21 protein-coding genes are annotated in these 22,508 nt (G+C 44.9%); 16 read left to right on the plus strand and 5 right to left on the minus strand.

Going from position 1 to position 22,508, the window contains the following annotated elements; all coding sequences use genetic code 11:
• Position 1: 1 nt before the first annotated feature.
• From SU60_RS16835 to rsuA, 3 genes are all read right to left on the minus strand, one after another.
• Positions 2–661, minus strand: coding sequence for a DUF2913 family protein (locus SU60_RS16835; RefSeq protein WP_041156544.1), 660 nt, complete (start codon positions 659–661; stop codon positions 2–4).
• Positions 661–1,863, minus strand: coding sequence for a Bcr/CflA family multidrug efflux MFS transporter (locus SU60_RS16840; RefSeq protein WP_041156545.1), 1,203 nt, complete (start codon positions 1,861–1,863; stop codon positions 661–663). Before SU60_RS16840 ends, SU60_RS16835 begins: the two co-directional genes overlap by 1 nt.
• Positions 1,864–2,298: 435 nt before the next feature.
• Positions 2,299–3,003 carry a 16S rRNA pseudouridine(516) synthase RsuA gene (rsuA, locus tag SU60_RS16845; protein ID WP_041156546.1) on the minus strand — a complete coding sequence of 235 codons (705 nt, stop codon included), beginning with the start codon at positions 3,001–3,003 and terminating at the stop codon, positions 2,299–2,301.
• Between the two features lie 154 nt (positions 3,004–3,157).
• Between rsuA and radD the strand changes: the two genes are divergently transcribed.
• The 7 genes from radD to SU60_RS16880 all read left to right on the plus strand — a co-directional run bounded on the left by radD (position 3,158) and on the right by SU60_RS16880 (position 10,859).
• Positions 3,158–4,909 (plus strand): DNA repair helicase RadD, encoded by a 1,752-nt coding sequence (gene radD, locus SU60_RS16850; protein WP_041156547.1) that lies wholly within the window; start codon positions 3,158–3,160, stop codon positions 4,907–4,909.
• Between the two features lie 78 nt (positions 4,910–4,987).
• The gene (locus tag SU60_RS16855; protein WP_041156548.1) at positions 4,988–5,425 is read left to right on the plus strand and encodes a PepSY domain-containing protein; all 438 of its coding nucleotides are present in this window, start codon (positions 4,988–4,990) and stop codon (positions 5,423–5,425) included.
• A gap of 91 nt (positions 5,426–5,516) precedes the next feature.
• On the plus strand, positions 5,517–6,176 hold the full coding sequence (locus SU60_RS16860; RefSeq protein WP_041156549.1) for a response regulator transcription factor: 660 nt from the start codon (positions 5,517–5,519) through the stop codon (positions 6,174–6,176).
• The gene (locus SU60_RS16865) at positions 6,166–7,515 is read left to right on the plus strand and encodes an ATP-binding protein (RefSeq protein WP_041156550.1); all 1,350 of its coding nucleotides are present in this window, start codon (positions 6,166–6,168) and stop codon (positions 7,513–7,515) included. The genes SU60_RS16860 and SU60_RS16865 overlap by 11 nt, the downstream gene beginning before the upstream one ends.
• Before the next feature lie 222 nt (positions 7,516–7,737).
• On the plus strand, positions 7,738–8,016 hold the full coding sequence (rplY, locus tag SU60_RS16870) for a 50S ribosomal protein L25 (RefSeq protein ID WP_041156551.1): 279 nt from the start codon (positions 7,738–7,740) through the stop codon (positions 8,014–8,016).
• 540 nt (positions 8,017–8,556) lie between these two features.
• On the plus strand, positions 8,557–10,257 hold the full coding sequence (ushA, locus tag SU60_RS16875) for a bifunctional UDP-sugar hydrolase/5'-nucleotidase UshA (protein WP_041156552.1): 1,701 nt from the start codon (positions 8,557–8,559) through the stop codon (positions 10,255–10,257).
• 374 nt (positions 10,258–10,631) lie between these two features.
• A complete protein-coding gene (locus tag SU60_RS16880) occupies positions 10,632–10,859 on the plus strand; it encodes a hypothetical protein (protein ID WP_041156553.1) in 228 nt (75 codons plus the stop codon).
• Between the two features lie 80 nt (positions 10,860–10,939).
• Here SU60_RS16880 and SU60_RS16885 read toward each other — a convergent pair whose 3' ends face one another.
• Entirely contained in the window at positions 10,940–11,188 is a 249-nt protein-coding gene (locus SU60_RS16885; protein ID WP_041156554.1) for a DUF1289 domain-containing protein, read from the minus strand.
• A 173-nt stretch (positions 11,189–11,361) separates the two neighbouring features.
• Between SU60_RS16885 and SU60_RS16890 the strand changes: the two genes are divergently transcribed.
• The 9 genes from SU60_RS16890 to SU60_RS16930 all read left to right on the plus strand — a co-directional run bounded on the left by SU60_RS16890 (position 11,362) and on the right by SU60_RS16930 (position 21,461).
• Positions 11,362–11,808 (plus strand): META domain-containing protein, encoded by a 447-nt coding sequence (locus SU60_RS16890; protein WP_041156555.1) that lies wholly within the window; start codon positions 11,362–11,364, stop codon positions 11,806–11,808.
• A 312-nt stretch (positions 11,809–12,120) separates the two neighbouring features.
• Complete coding sequence (locus SU60_RS16895; RefSeq protein WP_041156556.1) at positions 12,121–13,266, plus strand: ABC transporter substrate-binding protein; 1,146 nt, start codon at positions 12,121–12,123, stop codon at positions 13,264–13,266.
• 9 nt (positions 13,267–13,275) lie between these two features.
• A complete protein-coding gene (locus tag SU60_RS16900) occupies positions 13,276–14,985 on the plus strand; it encodes an ABC transporter permease (RefSeq protein WP_041156557.1) in 1,710 nt (569 codons plus the stop codon).
• Positions 14,951–15,601 carry an ATP-binding cassette domain-containing protein gene (locus SU60_RS16905; protein WP_041156558.1) on the plus strand — a complete coding sequence of 217 codons (651 nt, stop codon included), beginning with the start codon at positions 14,951–14,953 and terminating at the stop codon, positions 15,599–15,601. The genes SU60_RS16900 and SU60_RS16905 overlap by 35 nt, the downstream gene beginning before the upstream one ends.
• Entirely contained in the window at positions 15,591–16,202 is a 612-nt protein-coding gene (locus SU60_RS16910; protein WP_041156559.1) for a CDP-alcohol phosphatidyltransferase family protein, read from the plus strand. Before SU60_RS16905 ends, SU60_RS16910 begins: the two co-directional genes overlap by 11 nt.
• 112 nt (positions 16,203–16,314) lie before the next feature.
• The gene (locus SU60_RS16915; RefSeq protein WP_041156560.1) at positions 16,315–16,791 is read left to right on the plus strand and encodes an outer membrane lipoprotein; all 477 of its coding nucleotides are present in this window, start codon (positions 16,315–16,317) and stop codon (positions 16,789–16,791) included.
• A gap of 168 nt (positions 16,792–16,959) precedes the next feature.
• Positions 16,960–18,489: a nitric oxide reductase transcriptional regulator NorR gene (gene norR, locus SU60_RS16920; protein ID WP_041156561.1), complete on the plus strand. Its 1,530-nt coding sequence runs from the start codon at positions 16,960–16,962 to the stop codon at positions 18,487–18,489.
• 172 nt (positions 18,490–18,661) lie between these two features.
• Positions 18,662–20,323: a hydroxylamine reductase gene (hcp, locus tag SU60_RS16925; protein ID WP_041156562.1), complete on the plus strand. Its 1,662-nt coding sequence runs from the start codon at positions 18,662–18,664 to the stop codon at positions 20,321–20,323.
• A gap of 79 nt (positions 20,324–20,402) precedes the next feature.
• Positions 20,403–21,461, plus strand: a complete 1,059-nt coding sequence (locus tag SU60_RS16930) for an FAD-binding oxidoreductase (RefSeq protein WP_041156563.1) — start codon at positions 20,403–20,405, stop codon at positions 21,459–21,461.
• 93 nt (positions 21,462–21,554) lie between these two features.
• On the opposite strand, the gene SU60_RS16935 is transcribed toward SU60_RS16930, so the two are convergent.
• A complete protein-coding gene (locus tag SU60_RS16935; protein WP_041156564.1) occupies positions 21,555–22,487 on the minus strand; it encodes a class I SAM-dependent methyltransferase in 933 nt (310 codons plus the stop codon).
• Positions 22,488–22,508: the final 21 nt, after the last annotated feature.

A 22,508-nucleotide genomic window follows, 5' to 3' on the forward strand; every position in this document is an offset into this window, starting at 1 on the left:
ATTACGCATCAAAGTTAAGCGGTATCTCTGCCAGCTGGTTACCTTCGTTTGCAGGAAAAATCAGATACTCGCCGTGGTATTTCACCATCGACTTGTAGTCCGTGACCTTATGCACCATAAAGCCCGCTTGAGACGCTTTTTCTACAAACTCCGCATGGTTTCCGCGCACAAACCAACTCATGGGTTTAACGAGCATATCGCCATCAAAGCAGCTGTCGCATTGATCTGCACACAAAGCCAATGAGTTTTTACCTTCAGTAAAGATTTGTACTTTCCCACACCCAACCAATTGTTCAGATGTCGAGACTTCCCAGCCTGCTTGTTCCATTGCATCTAAGAATGCTTCAATATCAGAATCTTTAATCACTTTCGATTCTTCCCCGTTAGGGAAAAACTGCTCGTAATAGGCCGAGATTCGCTTAAAAATAAACAACAGCCCCGCATCATTACCCTTAGAGCGACCCGCTTTCTGCCAGCGCGTCAGATCATTAGCAACTGTTGATCCAAAACGCTGAGATTTGAGTGCTTTCGTCACCCAGCGTACCAAGTAATGATTGTTCGCCACTGGGGCGTTCGCCAATTTGCCACTACGGTGTTCCTGATCGATTTCTTCCAGAGCCGTGTTGACTAAGTGTTTAATTTCTTTGGTGTAGTTAGACATTATGCCTTTCGTCCTAAAGTCCAATAAAACAGTGCTGACAGTACAGAGCAGGCAAACATAACGATTATCATTGGCCATGCAACCCCGCCTGGGAGTGCAGCGACCAACATGCCAACCAATGAGCCCATACCGAATCTTAACGTACCCGCTAACGAAGAGGCGGTTCCTGCCATTAACGGGTAACCACTCAGTAGCAATGCCATTGCGTTACTACCAATCGTTGACAAGGTACCGATAAACAGGACAACAAAAGGTACCGTCCCCCACAAACCTAGCCCTATTAGCCAACAAACAAATAAACCAATACCTGCCGCTAACTGGATAAACAAGCCAAACCGAAGCATGGCGTGAGAACCCACTTTTTTCACTAATCGACCATTAAGACTGGTCATGATGATCATCGCAACGATATTCAAACCAAACAAGTAACCAAAGTAATCTGGTCGAACACCGTATAAGTCAATATAAACAAACGAACCCGCGGTGAGGAAAGCAAACATTCCCGAGAAGGAAAACGCTGCTGAAAGCATAAGTCCTAATGCTTCCGGACTTGAACATAGACGAGCATAGTTTCTTATCGTGGTGCGAAAATGCAGAGGTTGGCGGTTTTCAGGTTTGAGGGTTTCTGGAATTTTCCAAAGCACCAACAAAATAACGATGGTTGCAAAAATCGCCAATACCCAAAAGATTGAACGCCAACCAAACCAAATCGCCAGGTGACCACCAATCATTGGCGCAACGAGAGGCGCCATTGTGATGACCAACGTAACAAACGACATTGCACGCGCAAAATCTTCTCGGTCGAACATATCGCGCACAACCGCTTGAATAATCACGGCTGCCGCCGCACCAGCGAAGCCTTGTGCTGTACGTACTATAGTGAGCGCATCAATACCGTTTGTCGTCGCACTAACAACAGCCGCTAAGCCAAAGAATAACACGCCTAATATAAGCACTGGTCGACGGCCAAAACTGTCTGCGAGTGGCCCATGAATGAGCTGACCAACAGCAAAGCCGGCGGTGTAAGCGGTCAACGTGATTTGTACCGCACCAGCAGAAACCCCCAGATCTTTTGCGATCGTTGGCATTGCAGGTAAATACATATCGATAGCAAGCGGTGTTAGTGCTCCAATCGCCCCAAGGACGAGGAATAATAAAAAACCGATTTGAGACTGCGGAGCACTTTGTGCTTTTTCTGTCATTCTATTACCTCTAATTGTGGTCGTGCTATCGCCATTTTTCATTGGTATATTTGCATTTGTATAAGCGTGATAAATGACGAATGCACACCATGACAGCCTGACAAGTTCGATATTGGAAAGCAAAACATTGCCAACTAAAAATGATTATCACGAAACTAAAATGATGGAGAGCACTCCACCATTTTTAATCACGACATACGAACGTTTTTCGCGATCGCAGGCATTGCCACAACATAACCAATCAAGTTAGTTTGATGCAGCAACAGCATACGACATGATTCAGACATTAAAATATTTTGGCAGGAATGGTTATTTTGAGATATTTTTCACAAAAAAACCAGAGCCTGTTAACAAATTGCTTTTTGATGAGCAGTGAATGTCATCCAATCACTTTTTAAGACAATCTGCCTGTATGGCTTTGAGTCTGAAAAAAATTCAGGGACAAGAAACAGAATCAATTTCTTGTTGTGTCAAATAACGGTAATCACCCGGCTCTAATGTTGCATCGAGCTCTATGTTTCCAATGCGCTCTCGATGTAAATATTCCACTTTGTTACCCAACGCAGCAAACATACGTTTTACTTGGTGATACTTGCCTTCAACAATCGTCAACAACACTTCATTTTCAGCCTCATTAACCACTTCTAACTGCGCGGGTAAAGTCGCTTCTTGTTCATTACGTAGCATGATGCCTTGTGCAAACTTTTCTACGTAGTCAGGTTGAATGGCATCAGCCAACCAAACACGATAGGTTTTTTCACATTTGTGTTTTGGTGACGTAATACGGTGAGACCACTTACCATCATCGGTAATTAACACTAAACCAGTAGTGTCAACATCCAAACGACCCGCAAAGTGCAGATTTTCTATTTTTGGTTCATCAAGCAATACAAACGCCGTTTGATTATAACTATCTTCATGTGAACAAACGAAGTCAGCAGGCTTATACAACATGATGTAACGTGGACCAGGCGCACCAACAACACGGTCTTCCCACATGACTTCAGCACCTTCAGGCACCTTAAATGCGCCACTCTTTTGCATGCCACCGTCTACGGTTATTTCGCCACTTTTGATGATTTTTGTTGCTTGCTTGCGAGTCGCACCCAGAGCATCGCACAAGTATTTATCTAAACGCATGAATACCTCATTGAATTATACCTAAGCAACCTCTTCACGAGCTGAGATAAACTGGTAACAAGACCCGTTTATTTAAGTCAAAAGTCACTTGGGTATAAAAGTCAGGTATTATAGCGATCCTAAATCGAATAGTTGAGCAATTTCACATTTTTTCATGTATACACTTCGTCCATATCAAGCAGACTCAGTTAAAGCTGTCATCCATTACTTTCGCAAACACTCAACGCCCGCGGTGATTGTACTACCCACTGGTGCAGGTAAAAGCCTCGTGATTGCCGAGCTTGCTCGATTAGCCAAAGGGCGAGTATTGGTGTTAGCGCATGTCAAAGAACTGGTCGAGCAAAATCACGCAAAATATGAAGGGTATGATCTCAAAGGCTCAATTTTTTCTGCCGGTCTAGGGCGAAAAGAAACCGACCAACAAGTGGTGTTCGCCTCGGTTCAATCCGTTGTGCGAAATTTAGACTCGTTCAAGAACCAATTTTCACTGTTAGTTATCGATGAATGCCACCGTGTACCTGATGATAAAAACAGCAGCTACCAGAAAGTCATCTCTCATTTAACAGAGCTTAACCCGGGCATCAAAGTCCTTGGTTTAACAGCAACGCCCTATCGATTAGGTATGGGATGGATTTATCAATATCACACTAGAGGTCAAGTCAGAACGGAAGAGTCGCGCTTTTTCCGGGACTGTATATTTGAATTACCAATTCGATACTTGCTTGATGAAAACTTTTTGACTCCCGCTCGGATGATGGATGCACCTGTATTGTCTTACGACTTCTCCCAGTTGAAGCCTACCAATACAGGCCGATACAAAGAAGCTGAGATGGACATGGTGATAGACAAAGCCAAAAGAGCGACCCCACAAATTGTTGAACAAATTTTGCAATACGCAAAAGATCGTCAAGGCGTAATGATTTTCGCAGCCACGGTTCGACACGCACAAGAAATTCACGGACTGTTGCCCGTAGGCGAAACCGAAATCGTCATTGGTGATACACCAACCCCAGAGCGTGATGCAATTATTCAAGCGTTCAAAAATCGCGACATCAAGTACCTCGTCAATGTGTCAGTGTTAACCACCGGCTTTGATGCCCCTCATGTTGATTTGATTGCTATTTTACGCCCCACAGAATCCGTCAGCCTATACCAACAGATCGTGGGACGAGGATTGCGTTTATCAGAGGGAAAAACCGAGTGTTTGGTACTCGACTACGCTGGCAATAGCTACGACTTATACCAACCGGAAGTTGGTGACCCAAAACCGGACTCAGATAGCGAGATCATCACCATACCTTGCCCGGCTTGTGGGTTTAATAATAACTTTTGGGGCAAGCTAGACAGCAACGGTTTTCTTGTCGAGCATTTTGGGCGTCGCTGTCAAGGCTACTTTGAAGATGAGGAGACGGGGGAACGTGAGCATTGTGGTTATCGCTTTAGAGCCAAATATTGCGGTGAATGTGGAGCTGACAACGATATCGCGGCTCGCATTTGTCACGAATGCGATGCAACCCTAGTGGATCCGGACAAAAAGTTAAAAGACGCACTTAACCTCAAAGACGCATTGATCTTTGAATGTACAGAAATGGACCTAACCGTATTTAAATCAGATAACGGAAAGTCTCAATTGAAAGTCACGTATTCTGGTCAGTCCTACCAAGGAGAAGGTCAAGCTTTGGTGCATGAGTTCTGGTCACTGACGACTCAAAAACAGAAACAGGTGTTTAAAGATCAGTTTGTTCGCCCTCACCTTGCGGATAAACATCGACCTTTTGAGGAAGCTTCTCCAACGCGGGTTGTCGCCAATCAGCATCGTTTCCGTTTACCTCAGTTTGTGATCGCCCGAAAATCTGGACGCTTTTGGAAGTTACGTGACAAAATATTCGAAGATGAACTTACCTAATCGGTCATCGAATAGGTTCACGTTCTGTTCATATCTTTATGAGTATATTGGCGATAAGTTTTCCAAAAAGGTTTTACGATGAATAAATCATACCATTCCCGAAACTTTATGTTGGTTCTCGGATTAGTCCCACTGTTACATACGGCTCCAGGCCTAGCGAATACAAACGTCACAAGCACAAGCAACCATGTGCCTCAAAATGGCCATGCTATTGTGCAAGATATGGACATGCCCGGAGCACGAGTCGAATTCGACGAAGACCAAGATGACGTCTATCGCGCGGTACAGCAAGGACATATTCGCCCATTTTCTGAGCTTTATGTTCGAGTAGAACAAGACCTATTTGGACGCATCATAAAAGTAGAGTTGGATGAGGATAACAACGAGTGGGTTTATGAATTGAAAATTTTGTTCGACAATAGCGTCCTCAAAGTCGAATATGACGCGGCTACACTAGAAATGCTACAAGTCAAAGGTCGCAACTTCAACAAAGCCTTAAAGCCACAGCACCACTAAGGTCGATATACGTTGCTGTCGTCTTTATCGACCTCGGTCCAGAAACGCTTTCAACAAGTTCAACCAAATTTTAAATTAAAGACAGAATAATATGAAAATACTCGTTGTTGAAGATGACGCCCTTTTAGGTGAACAAATTTTAGAAACCTTAGAAGGCACCGGTTGGGTACCAGAACTGTCACAAGATGGCGTAGATGCGCTTTATCGAGCAACATCTGAAGAATGGGATGCGATTGTGCTTGACCTCGGTCTACCGAAGCTTGATGGACTGAGCGTCCTTAACAGCATTCGGGAAAATAACATTAACACACCTGTCGTCATACTCAGTGCCCGTGACACCCTTAGCGAACGCGTCGAAGGTTTAAATGCCGGAGCGGATGATTATCTTACGAAACCCTTTGAGATGCTTGAACTTATCGCGCGTATTCGAGCTCAACTCCGAAGAGCTTCTGGCAACGCATCACCTGTGATGCAAATCGGTGATCTAAGCTTAGACACTCGATCATCGAAAGTATTTTGGCAGGAAAACGAGATCAGTTTGACAGCACTAGAATACAAAGTCGTCGCTTACTTTATGCATAACTCTGAAAAGGTTATCTCCCGAACCGAGCTGGTTGAGCACATTTACAAACAGGACTTTGATCGAGATTCGAATACCATTGAAGTCTTTATCGGTCGCATTCGAAAAAAAATTGCGCCTAAAATCATCAAAACGGTTCGCGGTTTAGGGTATAAACTGAATGTCGACTAAGCATAAATTTCCGATCCATGCTTTAAAAAAACTGAGTATTCGAAGTCGTCTGGTTTTAGCTGCAGTCGTTTGGTTAAGCCTAATGATCCTCGCCGCTGGGGTCACCATACCTTCACTGGTCTATAACTACATGGTGGACGATACCCGTTCTCAGTTGAGCATTTACATGGACGAGTTTGCCGCTCAGTTGGAGGTCGATGACCAAGGTCACCTTTCATTGACATCTCAACTATCCGACCCACGCTTTAACCGCCCTTACAGTGGCTTGTATTGGAGTGCGTCAACCAAGTCCAGCCTCGAACGCTCTCGTTCGTTGTGGGACAAAACGATCCAATATAAACCCTTGGATAAAAATGCCTATGGTGCACGTAATGAGCGACTCATTACCATTGAAAAAGCGTTATACCTGCCCGATTACGATGGTCCCATCCACATTATTATTGGTATCGATGAAGAACCAATAAAAAGTACTTTGCAACCCTTAATTGGTCAACTTTGGTTAATTTTGGGGTTACTCTTTGCGGGCTTGCTAACCGTCATTTTACTTCAAATCGCCTGGTCGCTGAGCCCGCTGACAAAACTACAAAAAGAACTGTCAGAATTGAAGTCCGGTAAGAAAAAGAACCTCGAAGAAACCTACCCTAAAGAGATTTCCCCGCTGATATTCGACCTCAACGCATTGCTCTTTCACTACCAAGAACTGTTAGAACGAGCACGTAACCATGCGGGAAATTTGTCCCACGCATTAAAAACGCCTCTCTCGGTACTCAAAAATGAAGTTCAGGCATCGAAGCCTGAGACTCAGTCACGTTTTAATGAACCATTGAATCAAATCCAAGCACAAATCGATTACCATCTTGGTAGAGCGAGAATGGCTGGCTCGATGAATATTCTTTCGGTAAAAGCCAACCCAGCAGAACGTGTCGATGCCATTGCTTTAGCTTTTGATAAAGTATACGCACATCGAGATATTACCTTAGTTAATGAACTCGACTCCGAACTGAACGTCGCGGTAGAAAAAGCCGACCTCGACGAAATGGTGGGTAACTTACTTGAAAATGGCTATAAGTGGGCACGAAGCATGATTCGTGTTCATTCGGTTCAAGACAAAAATAATACCCAGATTATTATTGAAGATGACGGGCCAGGTATCCCCCCAGAGCTACTGAGCCAAGTGGTACAGCGTGGTTTTCGACTTGATGAGGCAACGCCCGGGTCGGGGCTTGGTCTGAACATTGTGAGGGAAATGGCTCACAGTTACCGAGGTCAATTAACTTTAGCAGCAAGTAACATGGGTGGACTAAAAGCCACACTGATATTACAAAGCACTCGACTCTGAGGAAATTTAGAAGTGGTAGGCCGCAGATGGAGAATATTCACGCAATCCAAGAACAAACCGAGATTTTTTGGTAGTTTGAGAGCAATTTTTATTGCTGAAAATAGTAGAGGGTGATAGTATCCGCGCTCGCTTGAGCAGTTCCTGTTTCAGGCTTTAGAACAAACGACAAGGTCGCATTGTTGTTTGTGAAATTTTGATTTTACTAAATTGAGAGTAAATACTATGAAATTCGAAGCAGTAGTACGTACTGAACTAGGTAAAGGTGCGAGCCGCCGCCTACGTCACGCTGGCAAATTCCCTGCAGTTGTATACGGCGGTGAAGAAGCAGCAGTAGCAATCGTTCTTAACCACGATGACGTCATCAACCAAATGGACAAGCCTGAGTTTTACGAAGGTCTAGTTCTAGTAATCGATGGCAAAGAAGTTAAAGTTAAGCCACAAGACGTTCAACGTCACGCGTTCAAGCCTAAAGTTGAACACATGGACTTCATCCGTATCTAATTCCCTACCAAGGAATTACTCGGATTAAATCCAACCTTTTGCATAATAAGATAATCGGATTTACCAACCGAAATATCTAAAAAATTTCAAAACCCCGGAGACTTACCACCTCCGGGGTTTTACTATTTTAAGCCTTTACTCCCATTTCCATCCCTCATCAGACCTAACTCACCAGAAATACTCAATCAGCAACAGTCCATTGGCTTAACTGCTCACTTATCTCCAGTACAGGGGCGATTGACGTACAATTACCCATTTTGTTCACAAATCAACCATAGCAATTCTGCATCACACCTTTTTGTAAGGCAATTCATACAACCTTTACCCATTCTATTAACTTAGTCACAAAAAGGCAGTAAAACAAAACGGCGCTCATCGCTAAAAACCTTTCATGTTTATTTGTCGACCCACCCTAAAACCTGAACGATTCGCCCATTTATCAGCAAGTTAAATCAGACTCAGATCACTAAAACTTCACATTATTTCCGTATATTTCACGCCGAAACAATAACAAAAACACAACGATAAGGATCTCCTCCTATGAAGTTTTACAAATCTCTCCTGGTACTTTCCGTTGGTGCAGCATTGGCCGGATGCGGGGCAGACAGCACGACAACGGTTACTTGTGAAACTGCTGATTCATGCACAAAATTCACTGTGCTTCACACCAATGACAATCATGGTCGATTCTGGCATAACAAGTATGGCGAATACGGTATGGCAGCCCGTCATACCTTAATCCAATCTATCCGCGCAGAGGTTGAAGCCAACGGTGGTCAATCTATTCTCCTCTCTGGCGGTGACATCAATACCGGAGTGCCAGAATCTGATATGCAAGATGCAGTACCAGACTTTGTAGGAATGAATATGATTGGCTATGACGCGATGGCGGTAGGCAATCACGAATTCGACAACGCTTTAGATATTCTTGACATGCAAGCAGAGTTAGCTGAATTCCCTATGCTAGCTGCAAACATCTACAAGAAAGATTCGGATGGCAATGTAACGGATGAACGCTACTTCGCACCGTACAAGGTCTTCAACATTAACGGGCTCAATATCGCGGTTGTTGGTCTCACCACAAAAGATACCGCGAAACTGGTTAACCCAGACAACGTTGAAAACATCTATTTTGAAGATCCTCAGGTCGAGATTAAGAAGGTATTGAAAGAAATTGAGGAAAACGAAGACGTTGACCTTGTATTTGCGACAACGCATATGGGGCACTATCATAACGGCAACTATGGCAGTGAAGCCCCTGGGGATGTCATGCTGGCACGTTCACTTGAAGCAGGTCAGCTCGATGCGATAATCGGCGGCCATTCGCAAAATCCAGTATGTATGGAGCCAGGCACAAACGAATATGCGGATTTCTCCCCTGGTGACGACTGTACGCCGGACCAGCAAAATGGCACTTACATCATGCAAGCTCATGAGTGGGGGAAATATGTTGGACGGGCAGATTTCGAATACTTCGATGGCAAACTCCACCTCGCAAATTATGCACTGATTCCAGTCAACCTACTCGACGATAACGATGAAGTCATCGGTGAGCATATCCAACCAGATCCTGAAGTACAGGAAACATTGCGTACTTATCAAGAACAGGGACAAGATCTGCTTGATATTATTATCTCAAATACAGATGGCAAGCTTGAAGGTGACCGTAATTTAGTACGTTCTCAGCAAACGAATCTAGGTCATTTACTTGGTGAAGCATACCGCACGTATAACTTGGTCAATGCCGACTTTGGGGTAATGAACTCGGGGGGTGTACGTGACTCCATTCAAGCGGGGGACATTGCGTATCGTGATGTACTGGTTGTGCAACCATTTGGTAACTTTGTGACCAAGGCAACTATGACAGGTCAGGAGGTCAAAGATTATCTCGATGTTGTGGCAACTAAGTCTGCAGGTTCAGGTGCCTATGCACAACTAGACAACATTACCCTCGACGTCGATTGTGATGCGAGATCTGTCTCAATCACTGATATTAACGGCAAAGGGTTCAACTTAGATGCCAATTACACTTTCGCGGTAATTAGCTTTAGTGCGGCTGGCGGTGACGATTACCCTGTTATTAATGTCGAGTCTACTCAAATGACTGATGCTTCAGTACTGCGTGAGTTTTTCGTCAATCATCCACAAATTTCTGCGACCAATTATGAAAAGAACTTAGGCAATATTCGCTACTTTAGTAACAGTGAATCGGTGACAGGGTGCCCTGCAACGGTTAACTAACTGGATTTTTTCATCATAGTTTAAACCAAAACCGGAGCGTTGATGCTCCGGTTTTTTTCTAACTGCCTGATAATTATTCGCCTTCAAAAAACGTTCAAAAAATGTTCACACTTTCGGTTGACGCTCCTGTCTCCGGGTTCTATGTTTGATAAGGTCTTTCCAATAAGTATATCGGCTCATTAAATCAGGTTCCGCACAATCAAAGCGGCGGTTGAGAGTGAGAGAGAAAGGCATGAATGGCGTTACTAACACTGCTCTCAAACAACTCGTTTTTGGACTTCAAACTATGGAGAATCGCCTCAACGCGGATCTCAATGAGCAGCAATATGGGCGTCAATAATCCAGATGCTGCCATCGAGTTCAGGAGGTGAAAAATGAAACGAGCCAGCAAAAGCTATAGACTTCAAATGATAAAAGAAGTTGTCACACGTAGAGAGCGCAATGCTTGTACGGATCCCATGGCAAAATATATCCATCAAATAATGGATGAGCACCCTAACAATAAATCAGATGCCGAATTTAACCATCGATTTGCCGGAAGCCACTTTGATGAACAAGCCGGAGGTTGGGTCAGTGACAATTGGTCAATGAAGATGAAATAAAACAGGGCATTCCCGACTCACCCCTTGCATGGGTCGGGAGCAAATCCGCTAGCAGTTATACGCCGTATAATTTCAGCAAACTAAAACAAATCTTGCTGGGGAGAGACGTCTTCTTTTGGCTGCTCAGTCGTGACTTTGCCTGCTAACACTTTTCTTCGATAGCGCTGACGACAAAGTTTTATGATATGCAGTTGTTCCGCTGCGGTATAGTTGAGCCAATTAAATCGCTCTTCTCTTTTGCGCATGCATCCCTTGCAATAGCCTTTTTCGTCAGCGGTGCAAATGCCGACGCAAGGGCTTGGGACCGTAAAGAATTCCAATTGCTCCATGTTAAAACCGTTCTCAATGATTAATCTCAAAAACGATAACTTGACGTTACTTAGTCAAACTATTTGCGTTACACTCACTTACTATAAAGACGGCACTCAAATAACCAAATACTGACAGAAAACAGTATGTTATTTGTTATCCTTACCACGTTTTTACAAACGGAGTCCATAACATGAAGCTTAGCCTAAAAACGTTAGTTACAGCAATTTCCCTACCTTTATTCATAACCGCATGTGCTGGTAAGGGTGATAATGTGGAAAAAATTACGGCTCAAGACTTACAACACCATAATTGGGAGTTGACCCAAATAGATGGTCAAGACATTACCCTAAAAGAAAATCAGAAAGCGCCTCGTTTAGAAATTGGTGAAAATCTCCAAGCAAACGGCACCGCAGGTTGTAACAACTTTTTTGGCCAAGCTGAGCTAAAAAATAGCCAATTGCGCATCGATAAAATGGGTATGACAATGAAGATGTGTGTTGGTGAACTTATGACTATCGAGCAAGCCATGTCCTCAACGCTCACCAACTGGAGTGATGTTATCCTAACAAAAGATGGCTTGGTGCTAAAAAACAAACAGCACGAATTGACGTTCAAACTCCGTGACTGGATGAACTAACATCTTTCTTGGAAAAAGCAGCCACACGCTGCTTTTTTTTTGTGTCCATTCAAATATTCACATTCCACTGAAATCTTTTTCAATACCGTCCGGTCATACAGTTCTAGACCCAAGTGAACCCAAAATCACTCAACAAAAATGAGTGGGTTTTAGCCATAGAAGCGATTGGAACGTAATCATCTGATTCAATGAGTAAAGTACTCCTCATTGGCATTGATAATCACCACAGATGGCTTACTATCCTTATAACGACTTCTTGGAAAACCTTTGGTGAACTTTTAGGTGAACCAATCAAAATTACATGGATGGCATATGAAAAAGCTACTAAGCACCACCTGCATTTTAGCCGCGACACTGACAAGCGGCGCCTTCGCACAGGACTGGAAAACAATCGAGCAACAAGCTGACGGGCAAACGGTTTACTTTCATGCTTGGGGTGGCAGCCAAGAAATCAATCGCTATATTCAATGGGCAGGTCAGGAACTGAAATCACGTTACAATGTGACGTTAAATCATGTCAAAGTGACCGACATCGCCGAAACTACAACGCGCTTAATTGCGGAAAAGGCGGCGGGGAAAAACAGCAACGGCAGTGTCGACATGGTCTGGATTAATGGGGAAAACTTCAAATCGATGAAAGATAACCAACTCCTATCTGGCCCTTTTGTCGAAGATTTACCAAACTGGCAGTTTGTCGACAAAACACTGCCTGTCGACACGGATTTCTCTGAGCCCACAGAAGGCCTAGAAGCACCTTGGGGTGTTGGTCAACTCGTGTTCATTCATGACGAAGAAACGTTAAACAATCCGCCCCATTCCTTTGCTGAAATGCTCAATTACGCCAAAGCATTTCCGAATCGTCTTACCTATCCTCGCCCACCGGAGTTTCATGGCACCAGCTTTGTTAAGTCACTGCTTATTGAACTCACTGATAATGATCCAGCGTTGCAGCAGCCCGTTACCGATGAGGCGTTTGATCGTTTGACCAAGCCTCTATGGACATACTTAGATGCGTTCCATCCTGTTGCGTGGCGGGGCGGGAAGCAATTTCCTGGTGGTACAGCGGAGATGATTCAATTGCTGGATGATGGCCAGATTGATCTTGCGGTTACCTTCAATCCCAATGCAGTATTTTCGGCGCAATCGAACGGCAGCTTAGCAAAAACAACAACAGCATACGCAATGGATGCCGGTGCGCTATCCAATATTCACTTCCTTGCCATTCCTTGGAACGCCAATGCCAATGCAGGGGCCCAAGTTGCAATAAACTTCCTGCTTAGCCCAGAGGCGCAATCACGTAAAGGTGACATTAATATTTGGGGTGACCCGTCAGTACTGAACCGCTCTTTTTTGACAGGAACCGCAAAGAACACACAACAATTTAAATCGATTGCCGAGCCACATCCAAGTTGGCAGGTAGCGTTAGAAAAAGAATGGTTAAAACGGTACGGAAATTAGAACAATCCCATGTTAAGAGCGTTGTATCTCGTTATTGTCGCCGTGTGTATTTTCCCCACGATTCCGGGGCTACTCGGAGTTGTGTTGTCCGCACTCGGTTATATCCCCCCTATCGGCTTGCACCAATTTTCATTAGACGGTTTATTTTCCGTGTTCGAATGGGAAGGCGTTTGGACATCCATCGGTTTAACGCTCTACTCTGCCATTGTTAGCAGCTATCTAGCTTGCTTGATGACGTTCGTGATCTTGCTGTCAACCTGGCGTACTCGATTTTGGCGAAAAGTGGAAGCAAGTTTATCTCCCCTTCTAGCAATGCCACACGTTGCGTTTGCGATTGGCTTTGCCTTTTTGTTTGCTCCAACAGGCATGGGAGTTCGTTTTCTCAATCAGTTGATTGGATACGACCCTAATGCCCAAACTGTCCACGACTTAGCGTTGCTGATCAAAGATCCCTACGCCCTAGGGTTAATCATCATGCTTGCGATTAAGGAAGTGCCTTTTTTACTCCTAATGAGTATTCCTATTTTGCAGCAATTACACGTCGGAAAAATTGAAAAAATCAGTCAATCCATGGGTTACAGTTCAACGCAAACATGGTGGAAGTGCGTTTTTCCTCAATGGCTGACCAAGCTTCGTTTTCCCATGTTTGCCGTTATCGCATACAGTTTATCAGTCGTTGATGTCGCCCTCATTATCGGCCCAACAAATCCACCTACTTTTGCCGTTCTCGTATGGCAATGGTTCAACGATCCTGACTTGGCGTTGCTACCTAGAGCTGCCACTGGAGCATTGATTTTATTTGCACTCGCCAGCCTACTCATTGGATTAACTCGTCTGATTGAATGGAGTATTATCAAAGGGTACAAACGCTGGCAGTTCTCAGGACGCACTGGCTTTCCGCTACCCGGGAAAACGCTATTTTGCACCATTGGACTGATCACACTTTCGATGGTGCCATTGATGATTATCTGGAGTTTCGCGCAGCGTTGGCGTTTTCCGGATATCCTGCCTAGTCGCTATAGTCTACGCTTTTGGCAATACGAATGGAGCACTATTCTCGGCACAATAGAACAGAGCATAGTACTCGCCTTGATTAGTGCTTCTATCGCCTTGCTCTTGGCCCTAGTCGCTCACGAATACAGATTGCGCCACCGCTGGCAGATACCCGGATACATTATTGCTATACCGATGCTGATTCCTCAATTATCGGTATTGTTTGGCATGCAGGTCGTGACTTTATACTTGAACAGCAGTGCCTATTTTTTCTGGGTGTCCTGGGCGCATATTTTCTTTGCCTTTCCATTTGTTTATCTAGCGCTGGACGGTCCGTGGCGAAGTTTTGACAATGGCTTGATACGCGTTGCTTTAAGTCTCGGTAAATCGCCAATGCGTGCATGGATAAAAGTCAAACTGCCCATTCTTTTACCTGCCATCGTATTTGCTTGGGCGGTCGGTATCAGCGTGAGCCTTGCTCAATACCTACCTACGCTTGTTCTCGGTGCTGGGCGCATATCCACATTAACCACTGAAGCGGTCGCTCTGTCCAGTGGCTTTGATCGGCGCGTCACTGCCATCTATGCTATCTGGCAAGCGCTTTTGCCGTTACTGTTTTTCTCGTTAGCGATGCTACTTAGCCGTTTTCACGGTCAGTATCGGGGATTATCTAAAAAAGGTTTACTCCAACATGAGTCTTTGTCTCGAAAACCTCGCCATCCGTAAAGCCAATGGCGATTCGCTTTTCTCATCCTTTAGTCTAAACGTCGAAAAAGGCGAAATTGTCACTCTGATGGGGCCTAGTGGCTGCGGTAAGTCCACTCTGTTAGATGCTATCGCGGGGCATCTATCCGCAGAGTTTGTGTACTCTGGGGACATCATGCTTAATGAGCAATCACTTGATTCTCTGCCCGCGCACAAGCGTCACGTCGGCATTCTTTTTCAAGATGATCTGCTCTTCCCTCACTTGACCGTATCGGAGAACCTTGCTTTTGCCTTACCAGATTCGATCAAAGGCGCTGAACGAACGAATCGTGCGATGGAGGCTTTGCAAAACATTTCACTGACCAAGGTCGCACACTCATTTCCAGAACAGATTTCTGGCGGTCAGCGAGCCCGCATCGCGCTCACTAGAATGTTGTTAGCTAAGCCCAAAGCTGCGCTTTTGGATGAACCATACAGTAAACTTGATAAAGATCTTCGCGTTCAATTTCGTAGTTGGGTGGTCGAACAGCTACAGCAGGCCAATATCCCAACCTTAATGGTGACCCACGATGAAGACGACATACCACCAGGTAGTCGGTGTATAAACTGGCCATGGGAGACCCAAGATGCTGGATAAAATGAGTATTAAACTGATCCGCTGGCCGCTGGCTCAAAGCGCAAAATACATCAACAAATGCGGTATTACCGCCAACCAAACAACACTGTTTGGTTTTGTGCTTGGCTGTTTGGCCTTGCCCGCGCTTGCGGCAGAACACTACTTACTGGCATTGGGCTTCATCGTGATCAATCGAATTTGCGATGGATTAGATGGTGCGCTTGCCAGAATCCAAGGTATTACTGATGCAGGCGGGTTTCTTGATATCAGTTTGGACTTTCTTTTTTATTCTCTGATTCCGTTCGGCTTTGTTTTGGCGAATCCGGAACAAAACGCCATCGCTGGTGCATTTTTAATTTTCTCTTTTGTCGGTACGGGCAGCAGCTTCCTAGCGTTTGCGATCATGGCAAGTAAGCGTGGTATCGAAAACCCAACCTATCAGAACAAGTCGCTCTATTACATGAGTGGTTTAACCGAAGGAACCGAGACCATTGCTTGTTTCGTACTTGTGTGTCTGTTTCCGTCGTCCTTTGACATCATCGCCTATGTATTCGGAGCGGCATGTTGGTTTACAACAATGACACGAATCTATTCTGGATTTTATACGCTAAAGTCGCAATGACACACGTATATACTGCACCGTGACATGATTTCATCACCGCAGAGTGAATTACAAAGCAGAGACATCACTGTGGTTCTATACTGTTCTAAGATCATAATGATTTGGAGGTTTTATGCCACAGTACATCAAGCTAAGCGCCTTACTCGTCGTCTCCATATTGACCTTGGGAGGCTGTAGCTCTCCAAACCCTTACGGTGATGCTTATGGCGCATCAGATACACGCAAGGTGCAACAAGTCTACTATGGTACCGTTGAGAAAGTCGAACCAGTCACAATTGATGCCTCCACCCAATCCAACGCTGTTGGCACCATCGCTGGGGCGGCCATTGGTGGTATATTAGGTTCCAAAGTTGGCGGCGGTTCTGGATCGGATATTGCTGCTATTGGTGGTGGTTTGTTAGGTGGTTATGCAGGCAGTAAAACGGCAGAAGCAACCGCGAAGCGAAACGGGGTTAACCTAACGATTCGCTTGGAAGATGGGAAAATCATTTCTATTGTTCAAGAAGCCAACCCCAATATGATTTTCCAACCAGGTCAGCAAGTGCAAATCAACATGTCTGGCGGTGATGCTCGCGTCGTACCTCGTTAATTTGTTTTCACCCTAAGATAAGTCAACGTTAAGAACCCTCTCTACGTTGGCTTATGTGATTCTTAAACTTGATCACTGTCAATAGAACATCAATCAACACCCAACAATGATGTTCAAATGACATCAAATTGATAGCATGGTGCAATCCAAAATAATTCTGGCCTGCTTATGTCACCCACTATTGACCACGTGTTGTTAAACATCGCACTGAACCTGAGCTCTAATCGTTCTCACGATCAACAATATCAAAGCCTAATAGATGGTGTATCACAAGTTTTCCCCTGTGATGCCAGCTGCTTGTTTATCTTCGATGAAGATGGCTTTCTCAAGCCAGTCGCAGTAAAGGGGCTAACGAATTCGGTACTCGGCCGTCGCTACTTTCCCAAAGCTCATCCAAGGCTGGATGCGATAATTCAAAGCCGAGACCCCGTACGTTTTGACGCTGACTGCGCACTACCCGATCCCTTTGACGGTGCCCTACTGACAGAAGATCAATGTATTGATGTCCATGATTGCATGGGGTTCAGTCTATACGTTGAAGGCCAACTCGTTGGTGCATTGACCATGGATGCACTTGCAGTCGGCGCATTTGATCATATCGATCCGGTTGTGATTGAAACTTTTGCGGCTTTGACGGCGGCGACACTGCGTAACATCGCTCAGTTAAAAGCACTCAAAGCACAGAATCAAAAGCAAAAAAGCGTTACACAGACACTCATCCAGCAAGCTCGCTCTCAACACAGCGAGATGGTGGGGTTAAGCCCTCAAATCAACCAACTGCGAAATAATATTGTGACCGTGGCCCAATCAGACTATGCGGTTCTAATTACAGGTGAAACAGGAACGGGTAAAGAACTCGTCGCCCATTCCGTGCACGCGCAATCTCACCGCAGTGATAAACCCATGATCTACGTTAACTGCGCTGCACTACCGGAAGGGTTAGCAGAAAGCGAACTGTTTGGCCATGTAAAAGGGGCATTTACCGGCGCTAACAGCCACCGCACGGGTAAATTTGAAATGGCAGATGGCGGTACGATATTTTTAGATGAAGTGGGCGAATTGCCTTTAGTTTTACAGGCTAAGTTGCTGCGCGTTATCCAGCAAGGTGAGCTCCAACGGGTGGGAAGCGATCAGCATCTCATGGTGAACGTTCGTATTATTGCCGCCACCAATCGACAACTAGAAAGTGAGGTCGAAACTGGAACCTTTCGCGCCGACCTATTCCACCGTTTAAATGTTTTCCCAATCCATGTGCCCCCCTTACGTGCTCGTGAAGGTGACATTCCTGTTTTGGCAGGTTATTTGTTAGAAAAAGTACGCCAACAATTTAATGCGCCAAACCTTCACGTACATCCCAAGGTACTGAATCAGTTAGAGAATACTCCTTGGTACGGTAATGTTCGAGAACTGGAACACAGCTTAACTCGTGCAGCATTACATGCCATTCAACAAGGCGTAAGCACCATTATGTCGAGCCATTTTGACACCTCGCTCGCCCTCACTGATGTAAAAAACACATCAAACTATCTGCCAAAAGAAAGCCAGCCGATGAGAGAGCTAGTCGAAAACTATCAACGAGATTTAATTGAGCACGCTTTAAACCAAAGCGACGGTATTTGGGCAAAAGCGGCGCAGTTTTTACAGATGGATCGCGGTAATCTATATCGAATGGGTAAAAAACTCGGAATCAATAAATAGACAGCATGAAGAAAATGATGTCATTCCGACATCAACATGGTTGTATTAATGACATCAAATCGCCTATTTAAAATCAATAAAATCATTTAAAATCAATAATTTAAAAACTGGCACGCATTCTGCTCTAGTGGTCCATATCAAGACTATTAAAACAATCACTGGAGAACCCAATATGTTCTGTATTCAATGTGAACAGACAATTCAAACCCCTGCTGTGAAAGGTTGCTCTTTTACACAAGGCATGTGTGGCAAAACTTCTGAAGTATCTGACTTACAAGACGTGTTGGTTTACACGCTGCAAGGGGTTTCTTTTTGGGCATCAAAAGCTCTGGAATTTAACATCGTTAATGATGAAATCAATCAGTGGGCACCCCGCGCCTTTTTCTCGACACTGACTAACGTTAACTTTGATCCAGAGCGTATCCTTGAATTAGCATCTCAAGCAGCAACCTACAAATCACAACTCAAAGAACAAGTGCTCTCTGCCGCAGTGTTGGCAAACACTGAAGTAGCTAACATTCCTACCGTGGCCAATTTTGATTTGCCAAACAATGCTGAAGCAATCCTAGCATTTGCCCCTGAAGTTGCGGTTAACCGTGGTAAAGACCAAGTACACGAAGACGTAATTGGTTTACGTCTACTTTGTCTATATGGTTTGAAAGGTGCTGCGGCCTACATGGAGCACGCTCGTGTCCTGGAGCAAACCAACAACGATATTTATGCCGAATACCACGAAATCATGGCGTGGCTGGGGACAGACCCAGAAGATTTGGGTGAGCTACTTGATTGCTCAATGCAAATCGGTCTGATGAATTACAAAGTCATGGAAATGCTGGACCAAGGTGAAACCACAACCTTCGGTCATCCAGAACCCACCACGGTTAACGTTAAGCCAGTCAAAGGTAAGTGTATTCTGGTTTCTGGTCACGATCTCCATGACTTAGAAAAAATCCTGCAGCAAACCGAAGGGAAAGGCATCAACGTTTATACCAACGGTGAAATGCTGCCTGCACACGGTTATCCAGAACTGAAGAAGTACCCTCATCTCGTCGGTAACTACGGCAGTGCTTGGCAAAATCAACAGAAAGAATTCGCCAATTTCCCAGGTGCTATCGTGATGACGTCAAACTGTCTGTTGAACCCAAATGTGGGTCAATACGCAGACCGTCTATTCACCCGTAGTATTGTGGGTTGGCCTGGTGTGGCTCACATCGAAGGCGATGACTTCAGCCAAGTGATTGAATGTGCTCTAGCGCAAGACGGTTTCCAACACGATGAAATCGAACACCACATTACGGTTGGTTTTGGTCGTAATGCGCTAATGAACGCTGCCCCTGCGGTTATTGATCAAGTGAAGCAAGGCAATATCAAACACTTCTTCTTAGTCGGAGGTTGTGATGGTGATAAAGCAGAGCGTAGCTACTACACCGACTTCACGGCTGAAGCGCCAGAAGATACACTCATTCTGACGTTGGCGTGTGGTAAGTTCCGCTTCAACAAGAATACGTTCGGCGATATAAACGGCATCCCTCGCCTACTGGACGTAGGCCAATGTAACGATGCTTACTCTGCAATCCAGCTTGCGCTTGCACTGGCGAAAGAGTTTGATTGCGACATCAATGACTTGCCACTCACGCTTGTGCTTTCTTGGTTCGAACAAAAAGCGATCGTTATCTTGCTAACGCTATTTGCATTGGGCGTGAAAGGCATTTACACAGGTCCTACTGCCCCGGCATTCCTAACACCTAACCTAATCGCGATCATTCAAGATAAGTTCGATATGCGCAGCATTGGCAATGTTCAGGATGATCTAAAAGCAATCCTCGCAGCTTAATCAACTTGCTTGTTACGCGCCTCCTTACCTGGGGGCGCTTTCTATTTCGGACTAAATAGCCACAACTAAAGAGATTGTTATGTTTTTTGAATGGCAAGGTAACCAACCCGTCACACTCCGTTGCATCGACAAGTACTTCGAAACACACGATACCGTCAGTATCAAGTTGGCCGAATTAACCGAGTCGCTTCTGTTTCAATTTAAACCTGGCCAGTTTATAAACTTGGGGGTTGATATTGATGGAAAACTGGAGTTTCGCGCCTATTCAATCAGCTCTATCAATGAAGACGATCACCTTCAACTCACTATCAAACGAGTAGAAGGCGGTAAAGTATCTAACTACATCGTTGACTCACTGCTACTTGGTGATACCGTTCAAGCATTGCCACCAGCGGGCGAATTTAACTGCATTGACCACCCACCTGTTTTACATGATGACAAAACAAAAGCCTTGCTCATCAGCGCAGGCTGCGGCGTCACGCCCGTATTTTCGATGGCAAAACACTGGCTGAGTAATCCAGATGAAAACGACAACGATGTGGACATCGCATTTCTTCATATCGCACGCAGCCCAGAAGAGACAATTTACTACGATCAGCTAGAAACGTTCGACGCAGTGTACCCCAACTTCCATTTAAAGCTGTTGCTGAAAAACCGTGAAGGAACGTCACACCCGCAAGGTCGTTTGAATGCAGACTGGCTTAAACATCTCGTGCCTGACTTCATGCATCGCACGGTTTACCTTTGCGGCCCAAGCCAGTTCATGCAAGATGTTCACGGCTATTTGAGTGATCTTAGTTTTGACATGACAAACTTCTACCAAGAGAGTTTTACGCCAGCAGAAAACCAGCCATCATCGGTGGTGTCCGATGAAACTGTCAGTGTCTACGTTCCTGAATTTGCCCAAACCATTGAGGCACAAAAAGGTCAGGTACTAGCCGATGTACTAGAAGACTCAGGTTTACCACTTATCGTCGCTTGTCGTAGTGGGATTTGTGGATCTTGTAAATGTAAAGTTCGTAAAGGCAGCGTTTCGTCTACCAGCCTAGAAACATTGACAGCAGAAGAGATTGAACAAGGTTACGTACTCGCATGCTCATCCAATATTGAGGCGGATCTTGAAGTGCAGATCGGTTAAGACTCCAAACAAAAAAAGCGTCGCGATACGTTTATTTCGAGAGTATCACGACGCTTTTTGTTTGATTTTTCTTCTGTCGCGACAGAAGGTCTTTTAGCTAAATAGCAGCACTTTCAACGCCGCTTCGCTGTCTACATCCATAAACTCTGGTGGGTTGTCCAGGCGCTCACGGAAATTCAGCTCTGGCGCTTCTTCTTTCATACTTTCGATCAAGAACTCGCTAGTCACGGATGGTGAGTTCACACAGGCCATGACTTGGCCACCTTCTGCTAATAAGTCCGGCAATCGACGCAAAATCTTTTTGTAATCTTTGGTCAGCGCAAAGCTGCCTTTTTGAAATGATGGCGGATCGATGATGATTAAATCGTACGGGCCAGACTTTTTTATCTTGCCCCAGCTTTTGAAAATATCATGCCCTAGGAAGCTGACTTGGTTGGTATTGTGTCCATTCAGTTTGTGGTTTTCACGCCCTTTTGATAGAGATGCTTTTGCCATATCAACGTTGACGACCTTATCTGCGCCACCCGCAATCGCGGCGATCGAAAAGCCACAAGTATAGGCAAACAAGTTGAGAACATTTTTATGTTTAGCATTTTCACGCACCCAATCACGGCCATAGCGCATATCTAAAAACAGACCGAAGTTTTGATTACGACCGATATCCAATTGATACTGCAAGCCACTCTCTTCAACGACTGGGCGAGCATCTAACTCACCAACTAGGACTTCTGAAGGGGCACCATCGGCATAACGATGCTGGAGCACTATGGTACGACCTGCTTTGTCAACCCACAGTGTCGATTGCGCCAACGCGTTGAGTCCACTCTTCAATTCGGCGAGAAACGTATCGTCGACCTGTTTAAACACATTGATGATCAACTGTCCTTGTAACCAATCACAAGTGATTTGCTCTAGACCTTCAAAACGACGGCCACGACCGTGAAACAACCGACGAATTTCATTCGGAGCTTGCGTAAGCTCGGTTTCTAAGTGCTGAAAAAACAGCGGAAGTTGTGATGCTTGCATCGAATTCTCTTATTGATGTTC

It is taken from the genome of Vibrio mytili (assembly GCF_000830505.1).
In the GTDB taxonomy this organism is placed as follows: domain Bacteria; phylum Pseudomonadota; class Gammaproteobacteria; order Enterobacterales; family Vibrionaceae; genus Vibrio; species Vibrio mytili.

Bases quoted from the DNA above. Each gene is read 5' to 3' on its own strand.
- norR (WP_041156561.1), top strand. From the start codon at position 16,960: ATGTCACCCACTATTGACCACGTGTTGTTAAACATCGCACTGAACCTG.
- SU60_RS16860 (WP_041156549.1), top strand. From the start codon at position 5,517: ATGAAAATACTCGTTGTTGAAGATGACGCCCTTTTAGGTGAACAAATT.
- SU60_RS16930 (WP_041156563.1), top strand. From the start codon at position 20,403: ATGTTTTTTGAATGGCAAGGTAACCAACCCGTCACACTCCGTTGCATC.
- SU60_RS16915 (WP_041156560.1), top strand. From the start codon at position 16,315: ATGCCACAGTACATCAAGCTAAGCGCCTTACTCGTCGTCTCCATATTG.
- ushA (WP_041156552.1), top strand. From the start codon at position 8,557: ATGAAGTTTTACAAATCTCTCCTGGTACTTTCCGTTGGTGCAGCATTG.
- radD (WP_041156547.1), top strand. From the start codon at position 3,158: ATGTATACACTTCGTCCATATCAAGCAGACTCAGTTAAAGCTGTCATC.
- rplY (WP_041156551.1), top strand. From the start codon at position 7,738: ATGAAATTCGAAGCAGTAGTACGTACTGAACTAGGTAAAGGTGCGAGC.
- SU60_RS16865 (WP_041156550.1), top strand. From the start codon at position 6,166: ATGTCGACTAAGCATAAATTTCCGATCCATGCTTTAAAAAAACTGAGT.
- SU60_RS16910 (WP_041156559.1), top strand. From the start codon at position 15,591: ATGCTGGATAAAATGAGTATTAAACTGATCCGCTGGCCGCTGGCTCAA.
- SU60_RS16905 (WP_041156558.1), top strand. From the start codon at position 14,951: ATGAGTCTTTGTCTCGAAAACCTCGCCATCCGTAAAGCCAATGGCGAT.
- SU60_RS16895 (WP_041156556.1), top strand. From the start codon at position 12,121: ATGAAAAAGCTACTAAGCACCACCTGCATTTTAGCCGCGACACTGACA.
- SU60_RS16840 (WP_041156545.1), bottom strand. From the start codon at position 1,863: ATGACAGAAAAAGCACAAAGTGCTCCGCAGTCTCAAATCGGTTTTTTA.
- SU60_RS16880 (WP_041156553.1), top strand. From the start codon at position 10,632: ATGAAACGAGCCAGCAAAAGCTATAGACTTCAAATGATAAAAGAAGTT.
- SU60_RS16835 (WP_041156544.1), bottom strand. From the start codon at position 661: ATGTCTAACTACACCAAAGAAATTAAACACTTAGTCAACACGGCTCTG.
- SU60_RS16900 (WP_041156557.1), top strand. From the start codon at position 13,276: ATGTTAAGAGCGTTGTATCTCGTTATTGTCGCCGTGTGTATTTTCCCC.
- SU60_RS16935 (WP_041156564.1), bottom strand. From the start codon at position 22,487: ATGCAAGCATCACAACTTCCGCTGTTTTTTCAGCACTTAGAAACCGAG.
- rsuA (WP_041156546.1), bottom strand. From the start codon at position 3,003: ATGCGTTTAGATAAATACTTGTGCGATGCTCTGGGTGCGACTCGCAAG.
- SU60_RS16855 (WP_041156548.1), top strand. From the start codon at position 4,988: ATGAATAAATCATACCATTCCCGAAACTTTATGTTGGTTCTCGGATTA.
- SU60_RS16890 (WP_041156555.1), top strand. From the start codon at position 11,362: ATGAAGCTTAGCCTAAAAACGTTAGTTACAGCAATTTCCCTACCTTTA.
- hcp (WP_041156562.1), top strand. From the start codon at position 18,662: ATGTTCTGTATTCAATGTGAACAGACAATTCAAACCCCTGCTGTGAAA.
- SU60_RS16885 (WP_041156554.1), bottom strand. From the start codon at position 11,188: ATGGAGCAATTGGAATTCTTTACGGTCCCAAGCCCTTGCGTCGGCATT.